At 64.5% G+C, this 18,250-nt stretch carries 16 protein-coding genes and 1 pseudogene; 3 read left to right on the top strand and 14 right to left on the bottom strand.

Features of this window, described 5'->3' with window-relative positions:
- The 12 genes and pseudogenes from CQW31_RS31455 to CQW31_RS15230 form a co-directional block, all read right to left on the bottom strand.
- Positions 1-202, bottom strand: a pseudogene (locus CQW31_RS31455) (hypothetical protein); the annotation flags it as partial.
- Between the two features lie 33 nt (positions 203-235).
- A complete protein-coding gene (locus tag CQW31_RS31325; RefSeq protein ID WP_176510170.1) occupies positions 236-412 on the bottom strand; it encodes a hypothetical protein in 177 nt (58 codons plus the stop codon).
- A 123-nt stretch (positions 413-535) separates the two neighbouring features.
- Complete coding sequence (locus CQW31_RS15275) at positions 536-1,666, bottom strand: lactonase family protein (RefSeq protein WP_177332395.1); 1,131 nt, start codon at positions 1,664-1,666, stop codon at positions 536-538.
- On the bottom strand, positions 1,632-1,922 hold the full coding sequence (locus CQW31_RS15270) for a DUF5629 family protein (protein WP_054885770.1): 291 nt from the start codon (positions 1,920-1,922) through the stop codon (positions 1,632-1,634). The genes CQW31_RS15275 and CQW31_RS15270 overlap by 35 nt, the downstream gene beginning before the upstream one ends.
- 181 nt (positions 1,923-2,103) lie before the next feature.
- Positions 2,104-4,479: an RND family transporter gene (locus tag CQW31_RS15265; protein WP_099814853.1), complete on the bottom strand. Its 2,376-nt coding sequence runs from the start codon at positions 4,477-4,479 to the stop codon at positions 2,104-2,106.
- A gap of 20 nt (positions 4,480-4,499) precedes the next feature.
- Positions 4,500-5,525: a WD40/YVTN/BNR-like repeat-containing protein gene (locus CQW31_RS15260; protein WP_371858382.1), complete on the bottom strand. Its 1,026-nt coding sequence runs from the start codon at positions 5,523-5,525 to the stop codon at positions 4,500-4,502.
- A 271-nt stretch (positions 5,526-5,796) separates the two neighbouring features.
- Positions 5,797-8,454, bottom strand: coding sequence for an aminopeptidase N (pepN, locus tag CQW31_RS15255; protein ID WP_099814850.1), 2,658 nt, complete (start codon positions 8,452-8,454; stop codon positions 5,797-5,799).
- 13 nt (positions 8,455-8,467) lie between these two features.
- Complete coding sequence (locus CQW31_RS15250) at positions 8,468-9,298, bottom strand: DUF2797 domain-containing protein (RefSeq protein ID WP_099814849.1); 831 nt, start codon at positions 9,296-9,298, stop codon at positions 8,468-8,470.
- Entirely contained in the window at positions 9,295-9,555 is a 261-nt protein-coding gene (locus tag CQW31_RS15245; RefSeq protein ID WP_054885767.1) for a YeaC family protein, read from the bottom strand. Before CQW31_RS15245 ends, CQW31_RS15250 begins: the two co-directional genes overlap by 4 nt.
- A gap of 13 nt (positions 9,556-9,568) precedes the next feature.
- Positions 9,569-10,447: a rhomboid family intramembrane serine protease gene (locus CQW31_RS15240; RefSeq protein ID WP_099814848.1), complete on the bottom strand. Its 879-nt coding sequence runs from the start codon at positions 10,445-10,447 to the stop codon at positions 9,569-9,571.
- The gene (locus CQW31_RS15235) at positions 10,444-11,415 is read right to left on the bottom strand and encodes a metallophosphoesterase (protein WP_054885765.1); all 972 of its coding nucleotides are present in this window, start codon (positions 11,413-11,415) and stop codon (positions 10,444-10,446) included. The genes CQW31_RS15240 and CQW31_RS15235 overlap by 4 nt, the downstream gene beginning before the upstream one ends.
- Positions 11,415-12,305, bottom strand: coding sequence for an NAD(+) kinase (locus CQW31_RS15230; protein ID WP_054885764.1), 891 nt, complete (start codon positions 12,303-12,305; stop codon positions 11,415-11,417). The genes CQW31_RS15235 and CQW31_RS15230 overlap by 1 nt, the downstream gene beginning before the upstream one ends.
- Before the next feature lie 88 nt (positions 12,306-12,393).
- Here CQW31_RS15230 and CQW31_RS15225 point away from each other — a divergent pair, with 88 nt between their 5' ends.
- Both CQW31_RS15225 and cybB read left to right on the top strand, forming a co-directional pair.
- On the top strand, positions 12,394-13,374 hold the full coding sequence (locus CQW31_RS15225) for a DUF1853 family protein (protein ID WP_099814847.1): 981 nt from the start codon (positions 12,394-12,396) through the stop codon (positions 13,372-13,374).
- A 56-nt stretch (positions 13,375-13,430) separates the two neighbouring features.
- Positions 13,431-13,976: a cytochrome b561 gene (gene cybB, locus CQW31_RS15220; protein ID WP_054885762.1), complete on the top strand. Its 546-nt coding sequence runs from the start codon at positions 13,431-13,433 to the stop codon at positions 13,974-13,976.
- Here cybB and CQW31_RS15215 read toward each other — a convergent pair.
- Together CQW31_RS15215 and CQW31_RS15210 are read right to left on the bottom strand one after the other, a co-directional pair.
- Positions 13,967-14,851, bottom strand: a complete 885-nt coding sequence (locus tag CQW31_RS15215) for a 1-aminocyclopropane-1-carboxylate deaminase/D-cysteine desulfhydrase (RefSeq protein WP_099814846.1) — start codon at positions 14,849-14,851, stop codon at positions 13,967-13,969. The two genes, cybB and CQW31_RS15215, sit on opposite strands and share 10 nt — an antisense overlap.
- A 53-nt stretch (positions 14,852-14,904) precedes the next feature.
- Positions 14,905-16,941: an NADPH-dependent 2,4-dienoyl-CoA reductase gene (locus CQW31_RS15210; RefSeq protein WP_099814845.1), complete on the bottom strand. Its 2,037-nt coding sequence runs from the start codon at positions 16,939-16,941 to the stop codon at positions 14,905-14,907.
- Positions 16,942-17,127: 186 nt separating this feature from the next.
- Between CQW31_RS15210 and CQW31_RS15205 the strand changes: the two genes are divergently transcribed.
- The gene (locus CQW31_RS15205; protein ID WP_099814844.1) at positions 17,128-18,246 is read left to right on the top strand and encodes a nitrilase-related carbon-nitrogen hydrolase; all 1,119 of its coding nucleotides are present in this window, start codon (positions 17,128-17,130) and stop codon (positions 18,244-18,246) included.
- The last annotated feature ends 4 nt before the right edge of the window (positions 18,247-18,250 follow it).

Raw genomic sequence — 18,250 nt, 5'->3', positions numbered from 1 at the left:
CTACCGTACGGAAACCGTTGCTGCCATCCAAATAGGCAGTGATTGCTGTGAGCTTGAACTGCTCAGTGTACTTGGCCATGAATCCCCCAAGGGTTGGATTGGTGTCCAACTTCTTGGGGGCAGTCCACTCTGTGGGAGCGGGCTCGCCCGCGAACACCGGCAACGCCGGTGCCACACACCGCGGTGTCTGCTTCGCGGGCATGCCCGCTCCCACAGTGACCGTGCAAGGCCTCAATCAGTGGCTGTGCTTGCCACTCAAGGCCGCATGAAAGTTGGCGCTCTGGCGCAGGTACTGCTCGGTGTAGCTGTGGGTGGACGTGGCCTTGCGGGTATCGGCATGGGCATGGGCCGGCAGCACGACGGAAGCGGAGATGGCAGATGCGGCAATCACAGGGAAGAGATTGAAGTTCATGGTGGCTGACCTCGACAGATGTGGTTTGACGTTCAGCCGCTTGGGCCTTGGGTCAAACTTACGCCGCTGAGGTCGCCCGCAGAAATTCATTGCGCTGGTAAGGGTTATCACCGCTATCGATAGTCAATCGATGAACTTGAGATCCGAAGGCGCATCCTGCTTGAAGTTCTGCACCGTCTCGCCAAGCTTGCCGCTGCGCGGGTCGCGGCGCATGACCACGATCTGGTTGCTCTTCTGGTTGGCCACCAGCAGGAAGTTGTCGCTCGGGTCCAAGGCGAACTCCCGCGGGTGGTCGCCTTCCACCGAACGGCGCTGCAGGAAGGTCAGCTGGCCATCGTCCTTACCCACGCTGAACACCACGATCTCGTTCGCCGTGCCGCGGTTGCTGACATACAGGAAGCGCCCGTCCGCCGACAGGTGCAGGCCACCCGAAGCCTTGGCGGCGGCATCCTGTTGCTCGGTCAGCGGCAGGCGCTGACGCTCCAGCAAGGCAGCGTCCTTGACGTCGAACATCACCACTTCGCCGCTCATTTCCAGCGTCAGGTAGGCATGCCGGCCCTTGGCATCGAACAGCAGATGCCGCGGCCCGCTGCCGGGCGGCAGGTCCACCGACGCCGGGATCGCCGGGGTCAGTGGGTGATCGGCGCTGGCACCGTCGTAGCGATAGATGAAGACCTTGTCGGCGCCCAGGTCGCAGGCATACACATGCAGGCCATCCGGTGACAGCACCAGCGAATGCACGTGGGCTCCGGCCTGGCGCTCAAGGTTGACCTTGCTGGGCGTGTGCTGCAGCTGCTGGACCACGTCCTTGAGCTTGCCGTCCTTGGCCACCGGGATCACCACCAGGCTGCCGCCCGGGTCGGGGGCAACGGCGTAGTTGGCCACGAACAGGTAGCGCTGGTCACGGCTCAGGCTGGCATGGGTCGGTTCATCACCACGGCTGGCCACCTGGTTCAGCGGCTTGATCTCGCCCTTGGCGCTGACGCTGAAGCTGCTGACTTGGCCGTTCGGGGTTTCATTGACCGCGAACAACTGGCGCTGGTCGGCTGACAGCACCAGCCACGACGGACTGACGCTCTTGACCACCTGTTGCGGCGTCGGGTCGATCTGCCCGGTCTTGCTGTCGAACGCGTAACGGTAGATGCCCTGGCTCTGGCCATCGGTGTAGCTGCCCACCAGCAACGTGGCGGCGTGGGCGGTGATTGTCAGGCTCATCAGGCTAGCGGTCAGCAGGCTCGTCCAGATCGGGTTCATCGTCGTCTTCATCCGGGGCGCGAAAGGCACTCATACAGACTAGACGATGCTCGCCCTGGGCATCGTTGAGTTGCCATTCATCATTGGCACCGACGGCGGCAGCGATCTGCTCGGGGGTGAAGGACCAGCGGCGAAGTTGGCGGCCGTCCATGCATTCGATGGTCAGGCCGGATTCGTCGCAGGTGAAGTCGAAGGCGTGCAGGCCGTCGATCAGGAGCATGTCGCAGGATGCGAGGGCGGTGGCGAGGGGAGACATGGGGGTACCTGTAAGGGATGTGCCGGGATTATAACCCCTGGGGCTGCTTTGCAGCCCATCGCGACACAAGGCCGCTCCCACAGAAGATCGCATCCATTTGAAATCATGCGATCTCCTGTGGGAGCGGCCTTGCCGGGGCGCCGGACCGGTCGGAAAGGGCCGCGAAGCGGCCCCCAGCGATTCAATGGGCGAAAATGGAGCCCCCCTCCTTGCCCACCATCTTCTCCGGCTTGATCAGGAACCGCGCCAGTGCTGGCAGCAGCCACAGCGCCCCGAACATGTTCCACAGCAACATGAAGGTCAGCATCAACCCCATGTCGGCCTGGAACTTGATCGCCGAGAAGATCCAGGTGCACACGCCGATCGCCAGGCACAGGCCGGTGAACAGCACCGCTTTACCGGTCGAGCGCAGGGTCTGGTAGTAAGCCTCCTGCAACGGCAGGCCGGCACGCAGGAAGCTTTCAAGGCGGCTGTAGATGTAGATACCGTAGTCCACGCCGATACCCACGCCCAGGGCCACCACCGGCAAAGTGGCGACCTTGACGCCGATGCCCATGAACGCCATCAGCGCGTTACCCAATACCGAAGTCAGCACCAGCGGCAGCACGATGCACAGGGTCGCGGCGAACGAGCGGAAGGTGATCATGCACATCACCGCCACGCACAGGTAGACCAGGATCAGGATGGTCAGCTCGGCCGACTTGATCACCTCGTTGGTGGCCGCCTCGATCCCGGCGTTACCTGCCGCCAGCAAAAACTGCAGGCCCTCCTTGTCGTGGCTGTCAGCGAACGCCTTGGCGACAGCGGTCACGCGCTCCAGGGTCTCGGCCTTGTGGTCGTTGAGGAACACCAGCACCGGCGCCAGCGAGCAGTCGGCGTTGTACAGGCCGTCGGCGCGGGCGATGGAGTTGTTGAGGATGTCCGGGTTGCGTGAAAGCGTCTCCCACTTCAAGCTGCCCTCGTTCATGCCCTTGATCACCTGCTTGGACACGGTCACCAGGGAGATCGCCGACTGCACGCCGGGGGTGTTCTGCATGGTCCACATCAGCTCGTCGATCGGCGCCATGGTCGAGTGGATCGAGCAGCTCTCTGCCGGTGTCTTGACCATGATCACCAGTACGTCGGAACTGGTCGAATAATTGCTGATGATGAAGTTGTTGTCCTGGTTGTAACGCGAATCCGGGCGCAGCTCCGGCGCGCCCTGGTCAAGGTCGCCGATCTTCAGGTTCTGGCTGTACCACAGGCCGCCGGCAAAGGCGATCAGCGCCAGGGTGATGGACACCGGGGCCACCTTGGCGCTGGCAAAGTTCGACAGCAGGCGCCAGAACGGATGCTCGCGGGTCGCGTCCTTCTTGCTGCGCTCGATGGCCTTCTTGCTGATGCCGACGTAGGAAATGGCCACCGGCAGCAGAATCAGGTTGGTGAACACGATCACCGCCACACCGATGGACGCGCCGATGGCCAGTTCGCGGATCACGCCGATGTCGATGATCAGCAGGGTGATGAAGCCCACGGCGTCGGCGAGGATGGCGATCATTCCCGGCAGGAACAGTTGACGGAAGGTGCGCCGGGCGGCGGTCAAGGCATTGTCGGCGTCACTCGACTGCAAGGCGATGCCGTTGATCTTCTGTACCCCGTGGGAAATGCCGATGGCGAAGATCAGGAACGGTACCAGCATCGAGTACGGGTCAAGGCCGAAGCCCACGGCATGCATCAGGCCCAGTTGCCAGACCACCGCCACCAGGGTGGTGATGAGCACGGCGATGGTGCTGCGGATGCACCAGGTGAACCAGTACAGCAGGACCCAGGTGATCACCAGGGCCACGCCGAAGAACATCGCCACCATCACCAGGCCGTCGATCAGGTCGCCGACCTTCTTGGCGAAGCCGATGATGTGGATCTTCACGTTGGGGTTCTGTGCCTGGAACTTGTCGCGGATCTTCTCTTCCAGCTGGTGCGAGAACTGCTGGTAATCGAGCTTGACCTGCTTGCCAGGGTCCTGCGGGTCGGGGAAGCTCTCCAGCAGCGGCACGTCGACGATGCTGGACTTGAAGTTGTTGCCCACCAGGCGCCCGACCTGGCCAGACTTGAGCACGTTGTCGCGCAGGGTGTCGAGGCTGTCCTGGGAGCCGTTGTAGGTGTTGGGGATCACTTCGCCGCCGGAGAAGCCTTCCTCGGTGACCTCGCTCCAGCGCACGCTGGGGCTCCACAGCGACTTGAGGCCGGCGCGGTCGACCCCGGGGATGTAGAACACCTCGTCATGGATCTGCCGCAGCGTTTCCATGTAGTCCTTGTCGAAGATGTCGCCGTTGACCGCCTCGACCGAAATGCGCACGGTGTTGCCGAGGTTGGCCAGGTCGTTGCGGTGCTCCATCATCTGTTCGATGAACGGGTGCTGCAGCGGGATCATCTTCTCGAAGCTGGTCGAGGGGCGGATCTGCGTGGCCTGCCAGAACAGGAAGATGCTGACCAAGAGGCACAGGGCGATGACCACCGGGCGGTTGTTGAAGATCAGGCGTTCGAGCAGCGTGGCCTTGTCCTGATGGTGCGGGTGCATGGTAATGCTCTCCCTGCTGGTCATGGACGCACCTCCCCGGCAGCCGGTTCTGCACCTTCGGCGTTGGCCAGGTGCACACCGCCCTGCCCCACCAGCAGCAAACCACCATTGGCCAGGCCACTGACACCGGCCAGGGCGATGCGGTCGCTGCGGTTGTAGACGCTGAAGGTCTGGCCATCATCGGTGCTGCGCAGCACGCTGCCGCCATTGCCGACCAGCACCAGGCTGCCATCTTCGACAAGCGTAGCGCCTGCCAGGCCGAATTCGAGCTCACCACGGTCGGCCTTGAGCGTGATCGCCTGCCAGCTGTCACCAAAGTCGGCGGAGCGGAACAGGTTGCCACGCAGGCCATAGGCCAACAGCGTCTTCGCCTGGGTGGTAGCGACCACTCCAAACAGCGACCCCTCGTATGGGCCCTGCACCTTGGCCCAGGTCTGGCCGTCGTCGCTGGAGCGGTACATGCCGCCCTGCTCACCGACGATGAACAAGCCGGCATCGCGCACCCGGGTAATGCCGTTGAGGTGCAGCTGATCAGGATTGTCCAGGCGTTCGGCGATGTCCTGCCAATGCTGGCCGCCATCGCGGGTTTCCAGCAGCGCGCCGTAGGCCCCCACGGCGAAGCCGTGCTGGGCGTCGAGGAAGGTGATGTCGAGCAGCGGTGCTTCACGGGACAGGTCTTCGAACTGCTTGCTCCAGGTCGCGCCGCCGTCGCTGCTGGCGAGGATCTGCGCATCGTGGCCGACCGCCCAGCCACGCTTGTCGTCGAGGAAGAACACGGCAGTAAGCAGCTGGCGGGTGGGTACCCGGGCCTGGGTCCAGGTGTTGCCCTGGTCGTCGGAGAACAGAATGTGGCCACGATCACCGACCACCACCAGGCGCTTGCCGGCATGGGCGGCGCCGATCAGCAGGCTCTGGCTGGCCTTGGCTGACTCGGTAGAGTATTCGTCGGCCGCAGCGGCCTGCGCGCTGTCAGTCCACATCCCCAGTGCCAGCGCCAGCATCGCGCCAGCCGCCAATGGCCAGGCACCACGCCTGGCCTGCGTCATCACCCGCTGCTTCATGACCATCCCCTGTTGTGTTTTTCTTGGTGGGTCTGTGCTGTGAAAAGCCTGTGTTAGAGGCTTGGGGGATCGTATCGGGGAAGGTTGCGCGATTACAACGAACGGGACGTTATGTTTTGTTAACCGCCAAAAAAGCTGGGGCCGCTGTGCGGCCCTTTCGCGACACAAGGCCGCTCCTACAAGGAAATGCGAGTCCCCTGTAGGAGCGGCCTTGTGTCGCGAAAGGGCTGCAAAGCAGCCCCAGGATCTACCAGGCTTACGCCAGGCTCTTGCTCACCACTTCATACACATCACTGGACAGCGCGCCAGACGCAAGAATCCGCTCCAGCTCGCCCTTCATCAGCACCTGCCGCGCATCGTCATACTTGCGCCAGCGGGTCAGCGGTGCCAGTTGGCGCGAGGCAATCTGCGGGTTCAGCGCATTCAGCTCGATCACCAAATCCGCCAGGAAGCGATAGCCCGAACCATCGGCAGCATGGAAGTTGACCAGGTTCTGCCCGGCAAAGGCACCGATCAGCGCCCGCACCTTGTTCGGGTTCTTCAGGGTGAACGCCGGGTGCTCCATCAGCGCCTTGACCCGCGCCAGCCCGCCCGGCAGTGTGCTGGCGGCCTGCACGCTGAACCACTGGTCCATGACCAGCGGGTTGTCCTTGAAGTGCTCGGCAAAGCTTTTCAGCGCCTTGGCACGTTCGGCGTCGAACGGCGAATTGACCAGCACGGCCAGCGCGGTCAGGCGCTCGGTCATGTTGTCGCAGTGTTCGAACTGCTCCAGGGTCGCCTCCAGCACCTGCGGCTGGCCGCTCAGCATCAGGTACGACAGGGCGATGTTCTGCAGGCTGCGGCGAGCGAAGTGTTCGGCAGCGGCCACATAGGCGGTGCTGCGCGACACCTCGCGGTTGGCCTGGTAGCGCGCCCACAGGGCGTCGAACAGCTGCTCGGCGATCTGCTGGCGGGCGAACTCACGGGCGGTGTGGATGGCCTCGACGTCGGCCACCTCGCTGATCTCGGTCAGGTAGGCTTCGCCTGGCAGCGAGAGCATCTCGGCGACCATGGCGGGGTCCAGCGACGGGTTGCCCAGCACGGTGCCGAGCGCGGTGATCAGGCGCTGGTCAAGCTTCAACGCCTCCCCGCGCCGGTGCTGGCCAATCAGCTCCTGCAGCACCTGCACCGACAGCTGCTGGCCCGCTTCCCAGCGGTTGAAGCCATCGCTGTCGTGCTGCATGAGGAACATCAGCTGGTCGCGGTCGTACGGGAAGCTCAGCTTGACCGGCGCGCTGAAGCCGCGCAGCAGCGACGGCAGCGGCTTGGCCACGATGCCCTGGAAGGTGAAGGTCTGCTCGGCTTCGGTCACCGACAGCACGCGGGTGGTGCCAGTCGCCTGGGCTTCACCGGCCAGTTGCAGCGGCAAGTCGTTGCCCTCGGCATCGAGCAGGCCCAGCTCGACCGGGATCACGAACGGCAGCTTCTCGGCCTTGTCCGGGGTCTGCGGGCAGCGCTGGCGGAAGGTCAGGCTGTAGGCCTGCGCGGCGGCATCATAAGCCTCGCTGACTTCCAGGCGCGGGGTGCCGGCCTGGTTGTACCAGCGCTTGAACTGGGTGAGGTCGACGCCGTTGGCGTCTTCCATGGCCTTGATGAAATCGTCGGTGGTCACCGCCTGGCCATCGTGGCGTTCGAAGTACAGGTCGCTGCCCTTGCGGAAGCCCTCGGCGCCCAGCAGGGTGCGAACCATGCGCACCACTTCTGCGCCCTTCTCGTACACGGTGAGGGTGTAGAAGTTGGAAATCTCGATGAAGCTGTCCGGGCGCACCGGGTGGGCCATGGGGCCGGCATCTTCGGCGAACTGGTGGGTGCGCAGGTAGGCGACGTCCTCGATGCGCTTGACCGTGCGCGAATTCATGTCAGCGCTGAACTCGGCATCGCGGAACACCGTGAAGCCTTCCTTGAGCGACAGCTGGAACCAGTCGCGGCAGGTCACGCGGTTGCCCGACCAGTTGTGGAAGTACTCGTGGGCGACCACACCTTCGACGCGCTGGTGGGCGGCGTCGGTGGCGGTTTCGGCGCGGGCCAGTACGCAGCTCGAGTTGAAGATGTTCAGGCCCTTGTTTTCCATGGCGCCCATGTTGAAATCATTGACCGCAACGATCATGAAGATGTCCAGGTCGTACTCGCGACCGTACACCTCCTCGTCCCAGCGCATGGACTTCTTCAGGCTGACCATGGCGTGGTCGCACTTGTCGATGTTCTCGGGCTCGACGTAGATGCGCAGGGTCACGTCGCGGCCGGACTGGCGGACGAAACTGTCCTCGACGCACCACAGGTCACCGGCCACCAGCGCGAACAGGTACGCCGGTTTCTTGAACGGGTCTTCCCAGGTCGCCCAGTGGCGGCCATCTTCTGCCGGCCCGCTGTCGACCGGGTTGCCGTTGCTGAGCAGCACTGGGTAGCGATGCTGCTCGGCGATCACCGTGGTGGTGAAGGTGCTCATCACGTCCGGGCGGTCGAGGTAATAGGTAATCTTGCGGAAGCCCTCGGCCTCGCACTGGGTGCAGAACATCTTGCCGGACTTGTACAGGCCTTCCAGTGCGGTGTTGCTTTCCGGGTGGATCTTCACGCTGGTGTCGAGGGTGAAGTGTTCGGCCTTTGGGTGAACGGTCAGGCTGTCGGCTTCGAGCTGATAGTCGCTCGCCTGCAGTTCGACATCGTCCAGCGCGGCGCGCAGCAGCTCCAGCTGCTGGCCGTCCAGCTCCAGCGGCGGCAGGCCGGCACCGCGTGCCGGGTTGCGGCGCATGACCAGTTGCGCGTGGACCAGGGTGTGGTCCTCGAACAGCTCGAAGGTCAGGTGCGTCTCGTCGATGAGGTACTCGGGCGCCTGGTAATCCTTGAGGTAGATCACTTGCGGTTGTTCGGTACGCATGTGCAGGTCCTTTTTACTGGAGCACGGCCAACTGGTAGGCCGTGTACTTGCGAATATTGATCACGCCGGTGTCGAAGATCAGGTACTGACCCTTGATACCCAGCAGCGTGCCTTCGGCGACCGGATCCTTGTCCAGATTGAAGCTGACGATCTTCTTCGGGTAGGCCTCGACCGGGTAGCGCATCTGCACCACTTCGGCGTCGGGCAGTGGCTGGATCGCCTGCAGGCCGAAACGGTCCTGCAGCGCGCGCAGGCCCTCGGCACAGGCATCGAAGATGCGTTCGCGGATGGCCGGCAGGTCGAGTACCTCGGCGTCACCCTTGAGCAGCGTGCGCCAGTTGGTGCGGTCCGGCACCTGGCTGCGCAGGATGTCTTCGACCAGGCCCGATTGCTGGCGGGTAGCCACGCGCATGATCGGCAGGGCCTGGCTGGCCCCTTGGTCGAGCCAGCGGGTGGGCAGCTGGTTGGCACGGGTGATACCGACCTTGATACCTGACGAGTTGGCCAGGTACACCACGTGGTCGGTCATGCAGAACTGTTCGCCCCACGACGGCTCACGGCAGGTGCCGGCGTCGTAATGGCATTTTTCCGGGGCCATGATGCACACATCGCACTGGGCCAGCTTGGTCATGCACGGGTAGCAATAACCCTGGCTGAAGCTGGTCTTGGTGCGCTTGCCGCAATGGCTGCAGTGAATGGCGCCAAGGTATTCCAGGCGCAGGCGCTGGCCGATCAGCGGGTTGACCGGCACCTGAGTGTCATCCAGGCGGAAGCTGTATTGCACCACCGGAGCCTGCAGGCTGACCGCCATCTTGCTCAAAGAGCCACGAGCGAGTTCGATCAATGTACCGAGTCCGACTTGAACAGAATGTTGGCGATGGGGGCGGACTTCGACGCGCATTCCTGCGGGCCCATGTAGCCAGTGCGCTGCTCTTCGGGCAGGTTCTTCATCTCCCAGGCGATCACCGCCTGCAGCGACAGTTCTTTCTGCTCGGCGGTGAGCTTGCGCCCGTCCGACCATTTGCCGATTTCCACGGCCAGCTTCAGGCTCTGGTAGATTTCCGGGGTGATGTTTTCGATCATTTGCGCGAAAGTGGACATAGTGTCTCCTGATTCAAGCCGACAGTTTACGCCGGGCCAGCGCCCCGCCCAAGAGCCCGGTCAGGCATCCGATGAGCAGCCCGCCGACGTGGGCGGCATTGGCGATCTGGCCGAAGCCAAGCTGGCCGACCACGCCGGTCAGGCAGATCACCAGCCAGATCAGCATCATCACCAGCACGCCCTTGGGCAGGTTGAAATAGGGGTTGGGCGCCAGCCACTGGTACAGCCAGACGTGGCCGAGCAGACCGTACAGCACGCCGGACAGGCCGCCGAACAGGCTCGGCCCACTGGTGTAGTGCTGGGCCAGGTTGGACACCAGGCTGAACAGCAGGGTCAGGCCGAGCAGCAGCCAGGGGCCCTGGCGCAGCTCGATACGCTTCCCCAGCTCCCAGTACCACAGGCCGTTCATGGCCAGGTGCAGCACGCCAAAGTGCAGCAGCATGGGCGAGACCAGGCGCCACCATTGGCCTTCGGCCAGGCCCTGGGCCAATGGGGTGAAATGCAGGTACTCGCCCTGAACGCGAAAGTCGAGGAAGGTGAACCAGCTGATGGCGTCGAGGTTGTCGCCCAGGCTGGTGAGGCCGGCGACGATCAGGCACAGGACGAGGATGGTGGCGGTGACCTTGCAGGCTTTGGCCTGGTCCGCCAAGGATGGGGCTTTCGCGGGCACGCCCGCTCCCACAGGGTCCGGCGCAAGTTGCACGTCGGCGTTACCGTCGGGGAAGCGCTGGTAGAGCTCGCGCACGTCGGCAACCAGGGTGTCGGGGGCCCAGAGCACCTGCTCCTCGCCCTCCTCGCTGACCCGGTGCGGTACCTGCAGGCGCTGCAGCAGGTGGACGAAGCCGCTGAGGTCGACCGACAGCGGCAGGCGCATCACTTCGATGATTTTCATTGGTTGGCCTGGGGGCGTTCGACGTCGACCCAGACGAACTTGTGCGGGTCGATGCGGGTTTCATCATCCAGCCGGTAGGCCGCCAGCTTGCCATACAGCACCGCGCTGTAGTCCAGGCACGCCAGGTTGGCACGGATCGGTGCCGGGCGGCCGCTGCGCCAGTAGTGGCCGACGAACAGCAGGGGTTCGTCCTCGGCGTAGCGCAGCAGGGCATTTTTTTCGCTGTGGCTCAGTGGCGTGCGGGCTACGTCTTCGGGCAGCGCATCAGGCTGGAAGACGATGTCGCCGTAGGTCTGCGGGTCTTCTTCCCAGAACTTGGTGCGGAAGAAGGCGCGGGTCAGGCCGTCGCCGCCGGTCAGGGTCAGGCCGTCCGGCAAGCGCATGTCGGTGCCGCGCAGCAGGCGGTTGCACACGGTGGCGGCAAAGCTGCCGGGCACCGCCGACGCCTGGATGAAGTGCTCGTCGATACGCCCGCCCGGGTACTGCTGACGCAGCGGTTCGATCAACCGTGGGTCCCAGCAGGCGTGCACCAGGCGGAAGCGCCCGGCATCGACGAACAGCGGCAGTTCATAGAACCACTGCACGAAGTCGTGCCAGTCGCCCGGGTGATGGGCGAACTGGGTCAGGGTTTCGTCGATCAGCCGGGCGTGGCGCGGGGTGTGTTCGCGCACGAACGACTTGCCGCTGCCGGGCAGTGCCGGGGTGACCCAGCCGAGCGCGTTGTACTCGTGGTTGCCCATGATGCAGAACGCCTGGCCGGCCTCGACCATGTCATGGACGATGTGCAGCGCCTCGCGGATGCGTGGGCCACGGTCGACGATGTCGCCCAGGAACAGCGCCTGACGCCACGGGTGACGCCAGACCCCGCCGACACGTTTGTAGCCGAGGGCGTCGAGCAGGCGTTCGAGGGTCAGTGCACAGCCGTGCACGTCGCCGATGATGTCGAAACTGCGCGCCGGATCGAGCATCAGTCGTCCCTGCCTCCCAGGCGGCTGCCCCAGCCGAGTTTGGTGCGGCACACCTCATAGTAATTGTGGTCGAGCGGGTGGATCAGGCGCAGCTTCTGCGGCTTCTTGCTGACCGTGATGGTGTCGCCCGGCGCGCAGGTGAAGTGGTTCTGGCCGTCGCAGGACACTTGCGGGTAAATCTGCAGCTCCTTGGACACCACGATCTTCAGCTCACTGTTGCCGTCGACCACGATCGGCCGCCCCGACAGGGTGTGCGGGTACATCGGCACGATGACGATGGCGTCGAGCTTGGGGTGCATGATCGGTCCACCGGCCGACAGGGCGTAGGCGGTGGAACCGGTCGGGGTGGCGACGATCAGGCCGTCGGCCTTCTGGCTGCAGACGAACTGGCCGTCGATGTAGATCTCGAACTCGATCATCCGCGTCGACTTGCCCGGGTGCAGGACCACGTCGTTGAGCGCATCGCCCTGGCCAATGGCCTCGTGATGGCGGCGCACCTCGGCCTGCAGCAGGAAGCGGTTTTCCACCAGGTAATGGCCGTCGAGCACTTCGGCAACCTTCTGTTCCAGCTCGTCCGGGCGGATATCGGTGAGGAAGCCCAGGTTGCCGCGGTTGATACCCAGCACCGGCACATTGTGCCGGGCCAGGGCGCGGGCGGCACCGAGCAGGCTGCCGTCGCCACCGACCACGATGACCAGGTCGCAGACCTCGCCCAGCAACTTGCGCGTGGAGGTTTGCAGGCCGTGGCCGGGCAGCACTTCGGCGATGGTGTCCTCGAGGATCACGTGCAGATGGCGCTCGAGGAGGAATTTTTTCAGTCGGCGAATGGTGTCGAGCACCTGCGAGCTGCCAAGGCGGCCGATGATACCGATATTGCGAAATTGCTCCATGGGGCTCCTGCAAGGCTCTGCGGCGGGTGACGATGTCGCGATTATGGGCGAAACGACCGGGTAGCGGCAAACCGGCTATGCTCGCAGCATGACGCCTTTCGCCCAGTTCCATGAGCTGCCCCGTCGCTTGCGCCGACCTGCCGTGCGCGACCTGGCGTGGACCCTGCTGTCGCCCGCGCTACTCAGCGCCCCGCCCTGCCCCCAGCGCCATCCGCTGGCGGGTAGCGCCTGGGCGGCCGATCCGCAGCACCTGCACGACTGGTTGCGCGCACTGGATGCCGATGACCTGCCCTTGCGCGACTGGCTGGCAAGGATCACCAGCCGGCGCCTGGGGCTGTACTACGAAGCTCTGTGGCAGTTCGCCCTGAAACAAGCGCCCGGGGTCGAGCTGCTGGCGTCCAACCTGGCGATTCGCACGGGGGGACGGACCCTGGGCGAGCTGGACATTCTGCTGCGCGACGGCGAGGGCACGCATCATCTGGAGTTGGCCATCAAACTTTACCTGGGGCCGAGCGCGGGCAACGGAGGTGATCCGGCGCACTGGCTCGGGCCTGGCTGCCACGATCGCCTCGGCAGCAAACTGGCCCACCTGGCCGGGCACCAGCTGCCCATGTCGGCGGATGCGCGGAGTCGCGAAGCACTGGCTGCCGTAGGGGCCGACCAAGTGCAGGCGCACTTGTGGCTTGGTGGCTACCTGTTCTATCCATGGCCGGGGCACGCCGAGGCGCCTGCGGGTGCCAATCCCGAGCATCTGCGCGGGCGCTGGGTACGCCGACAGCACTGGGAAACCACAGCAGACCAACGCTGGCAACCGTTGCCGAGGCATGCCTGGCTGGCACCGGCACGGGCAGAGCCCGACGCATGCTGGAGCGTGCCGCAGTTCGAGGCTTGGCTGGCCGGGCTGGATGAGCATGCCCCGGCGCAGTTGCTGGTCAGGCTGGAGCCGGATGGCGAGGGCGCCTGGCAGGAAGTCGAGCGGGTGTTTCTGGTGGCGGATTGTTGGCCACATTTACCTGACAACAGAATTTTCACAGACCCAGCGCAAAGATTTGTTTCAAATAGCCAGTAGAGTGCTATCTGAGCGCCACCAAGAGCGCCATTACCAACCGATGACGAGGACCGATCATGGTTTCATCCACCCCAGCACCCCGTTACGCACGCCTGTCCATCGCCCTGCACTGGCTGATGGTTCTGCTGCTGGCCGCCGTGTACGCCTGTATCGAATTCCGCGGCCTGTTCCCCAAGGACAGCGCTGAACGCAACCTGATGAAAGACCTGCACTTCATGCTTGGCCTGAGTGTGTTCGTGCTGGTCTGGCTGCGCCTGGCCGTGCGCCTGAGCCGGCCGACCCCGCCGATCGTGCCCAAGCCAGCGGCCTGGCAGACAGGCATTGCCCACCTGGTGCACCTGGCGCTGTACCTGTTGATGATCGGCCTGCCCGTGGCCGGTTGGCTGATCCTCAGTGCCGCCGACAAACCCGTGCCCTTCTTCGGCCTCGAGCTGCCGCACCTTATCGGCCCTGACCCTGACCAGGCCAAGTTCATCAAGGGCTGGCACGAGCGGGTCGCTAGCTGGGGTTACTGGCTGATCGGCCTGCATGCACTGGCCGGGCTGTACCACCATTACGTGCAACGCGACAACACGCTGCTGCGCATGCTGCCCTACAAGTAACCGCGCCGGCCCTGCAGGCCACCGGTGTGGACGAAGATCAGGCGGGTACCGGGCGCGAACAGCCCGGCCTCGACCTGATCATGCAGGGCCAGCAAGGCCTTGCCGGTATACACGGCTTCCAGCGGCACGCCAGAGTGCCGCTCACCCTCAGCGATGAAGGCCAGCAGATCATCATCGAACTTGGCAAAGCCACCGCGGCTGGCGTCGTGCAGTTGGTAGCCTTGTGAGCCAGCCAGTGCAGCGACTGTCTGCGCCACGCCATGACCCTGCGGCACCGCCAGGGCGCCATGCACGAGGTGGTCCCCTGCTTCGCCACGTACAAGGCCGGCCACGGTGGTGCCGGTACCTGCTGCCAGCCACCAGGCGTCGTAGCCAGACCACCCCAGCGCTGACAGCTGCGAACGGGCTTGCTCGACGATCAGCGCACACCCTTCGGCACCCGCCGTCCCGCCGCCGCCCTCGGGAATACAATGCCAGCCTGGATATCGAGCCTGCCAAAGCTCCCAGAAGCCCGGCTCATGACGTGCCCGATAACCGCCGTAGCCCAGCCAGTGCAATTGCATGCCCAGTGCTTGCAGGTCGCGCACCGTCGGGGTGTCTTGCCGGTGGCCGCGCAGCAGGCCGGCGGTGGCGAAGCCAAAGCGTTTGCCTGCGGCAGCCAGGGCGTGCAGGTGGTTTGAGTGGTTGCCGCCGAGGCTTATCAGGCCGGGGGCGCCTGCGCCATGGGCATGCTGCAAGTGGTGGCGGAGCTTGAACCACTTGTTGCCGCTGATCAGGGGATCGATCAGGTCCAGGCGCAGGATGGCGGCTTGAACTTTGGCTTTTGTCAGCCAAGGTAGATTCAGACGCTGTAGTGGAGCTTGAGGTAAATGCATGGAGCGGAGTTTATCAGTGAAATCGCCGGGGCCGCTTTGCGGCCCCGGCGTTCTCAGAGCTCAGCGGCCAGTCGAGAGCCTTGGTTGATCGCCCGCTTGGCATCCAGCTCGGCCGCCACATCGGCACCGCCGATCAGGTGCACCGATTGCCCCGCCGCAACCAGCCCTTCATGCAGCTCGCGCAACGGCTCCTGCCCGGCGCAGATCACCACATTGTCCACCGCCAACACCTGCGGTTCGCCTTCGCCAACGCGAATGTGCAGGCCAGCATCGTCGATCTGCAGGTACTCGACGCCATTGAGCATCTGCACCTGCTTGTTCTTCAGCCCGGTACGGTGAATCCAGCCCGTGGTCTTGCCCAGCCCGTCGCCGACCTTGGTTTTCTTGCGCTGCAACAGGTACACCTGGCGCGCCGGCGCATGCGGCTCGGCCGTGATCCCGGCAACGCCACCGCGTGCCTCCAGGTGGGTATCGATCCCCCACTCTTTCCAGAACGCGTCGCGGTCCTGGCTGCTGGCCACGCCCTGATGCACCAGGTACTCGGAAACGTCGAAACCGATACCGCCCGCACCAATCACCGCGACCGACTTGCCCACCGCTTTGCGCTCGAGCAGCACGTCCAGGTAGCTGAGCACCTTGGCATGCCCGACACCAGGGATGGCCGGGGTACGCGGCGCGATACCGGTAGCCAGGATGATTTCGTCGTAGCCACCCGCTACCAGCGCCTGCACATCGACCCGGGTATTCAGGCGCAGATCGACGCCGGTGCTTTTCACCTTGTTGCGGAAGTAGCGCAAAGTCTCGTGGAATTCCTCCTTGCCCGGTACCCGCTTGGCCACGTTGAACTGCCCGCCAATCTCGCTGGCGGCATCGAACAGCGTCACTTCATGGCCACGCTCGGCCGCGACGGTGGCCGCTGCCAGGCCGGCAGGGCCAGCGCCGACCACGGCGATGCGCTTCACGGCACGTACCGGCAGATAGTTGAGCTCGGTTTCGTGGCAGGCGCGCGGGTTGACCAGGCAACTGGTCAACTTGCCACCGAAGGTGTGGTCCAGGCAGGCCTGGTTGCAACCGATGCAGGTGTTGATCTGGTCGGCACGCCCTGCGGCCGCCTTGTTGACGAAGTCGGCGTCGGCGAGGAACGGCCGGGCCATCGAAACCATGTCGGCATCGCCCTCGGCCAGCACGGTTTCCGCCACTTCCGGGGTATTGATACGGTTGGTGGTGATCAGCGGAATGTTCACGGCGCCGCGCAGCTTGGCGGTGACCTTGCTGAACGCCGCACGCGGCACCTTGGTGGCAATGGTCGGGATGCGCGCCTCGTGCCAGCCGATACCGGTGTTGATCAGGGTCGCGCCGGCCTGCTCGATGGCCTTGGCCAGCACCTCGATCTCGTCCCAGGTGCTGCCGCCTTCGACCAGGTCAAGCATCGACAGGCGGAAGATGATGATGAAGTTTGGCCCTACGGCCTCGCGCACACGGGTGACGATCTGCACCGCCAGACGCATGCGGTTCTCGTAGCTGCCACCCCAGCGGTCGGTGCGATGGTTGGTGTGGGCGGCGAGGAACTGGTTGATGAAGTAGCCTTCGGACCCCATGATCTCGACGCCATCGTAGCCGGCACGCTGGGCCAGCACGGCACAGTTGACGAAGTCGGCGATCTGCTTCTCGATGCCCGCTTCATCCAGCTCCTTGGGCTTGAACGGGTTGATCGGTGCCTGGATCGCGCTGGGCGCCACCTGGCGCGGGCTGTAGGCGTAGCGGCCGGCATGCAGGATCTGCAGGCAGATCTTGCCGCCGGCCTCATGCACGGCCTGGGTGACGATGCGATGTTTGTCGGCTTCTTCCTTGGTACTGAGCTTGGCCGCGCCGGAGTACACCCCGCCTTCATCGTTCGGGGCGATACCGCCTGTGACCATCAGGCCGACGCCGCCACGGGCGCGCTCGGCAAAATAGGCCGCCATGCGCTCGAAACCGCCCGGGCGCTCCTCGAGGCCAGTGTGCATCGAGCCCATCAGGGTGCGGTTGCGCAAGGTGGTGAAGCCCAGATCGAGCGGGGCCAGCAAATGTGGGTAGCGGTCGGCAGCCATGGTACGGTTCCCCAGGTGGCGTGATCACGGAGTGCGGGTACCTCGGCGGGCCCCGTCGTTTGTCTGCCTGCGACAGTAAACAGCCATTTGAACGCGCTCAATGATCGAAACTGACAACTTATTGATCCTCCCGCGCAGCGGGACTACCCTAGGGAACCCTCGATTCCCAAGGCGCTGTACCGCTTGATGCGAAAACTCCTGGCAGGCGCCCTGGCGCTGGTAATGATCACCGCTCTGTGCGGCTACGGTTTCTGGACCCAACAGCGCCCGGAGGGCCATTACCTCTCCGATTTGCGCATCGAACTGGCGCTCAACCATGGCGTGCCCGGCGAGCACGGCAACCTGCTCGGTATCGAGCCGTTGCTGTTCCCCAGCGACTACCAGAGCCTGCAACGGCTGCACCGCAAGCTTTCCGCCTACCTGGAACAAGCGCGCGCCCAAGGCCTGATCGGCCCGCGCACGGTCGTGGTACTGCCGGAGCACATCGGCACCTGGCTGTGGGCACGGGGCGAAAAGAACGAGCTGTTCCAGGCCACCCGCAATCGCGACGCCGAGCAATGGCTGGAGCTGAGCAACCCGCTGCTCTATGGCCTGGCCATGCTGAGCGCCAATGGCGATGACCGGCGCGCCGATGCCCACCTGCGCATGAAGGCCCGCCAGATGGCCAGCGATTACCAGCAACTGTTCGGCGGCCTGGCCAAGGAGTTCGGCGTGACCCTGGTGGCGGGTTCGATCGTGCTGCCCGCCCCGTACGTCGAGCACGGTGTACTGCACGCTGGTCAAGGGCCACTGTTCAACAGCAGCCTGGTATTTGCCGCCGATGGCTCGCTGTTGGGCCAACCACAGCACCAGCAATACCCCGACAGCGAAGCACGGCGCTATATACACCATGGCCGGCACTTCCCGCTGCACGTGCTGCAGACCCCTGCCGGGCGGCTTGGGGTGCTGATCGGCAGCGACAGCTGGTATCCGCAGAACCAGCGTCAGTTGCAGGAGCAGCAGGTCCAGTTGATCGCCAACCCGGTCTTCCTCAGCGGTAAAGGCAGTTGGGATAGCCCTTGGCGAGGCAATCGCCACCAGGCCGCGGCTGCCCGGTTGCCACTGCAACGCGGCGAGGTCAGCGAACAGACCGCCTGGCAACGCCTCACCCAGGCCGCAGGTGACGGCGTCAGCAGCATGAGCGTGTTCATGCGTGGGCAGTTCTGGGAGCAAGGCAGCGATGGCCAGGGCTTTGCCCATCAGGCAGGTGAGTTGCTGTCGGGCCCACCGAGCCACGGCGCACGCCTCTTGAACCTGTGGCTGTAGGCAC

The organism is Pseudomonas sp. 382 (assembly GCF_002759075.1).
GTDB classification, from domain to species: domain Bacteria; phylum Pseudomonadota; class Gammaproteobacteria; order Pseudomonadales; family Pseudomonadaceae; genus Aquipseudomonas; species Aquipseudomonas vlassakiae.
The sequence above is the reverse complement of the archived record's forward strand: the minus strand, read 5'-3'. Positions and strand labels throughout refer to the sequence as shown.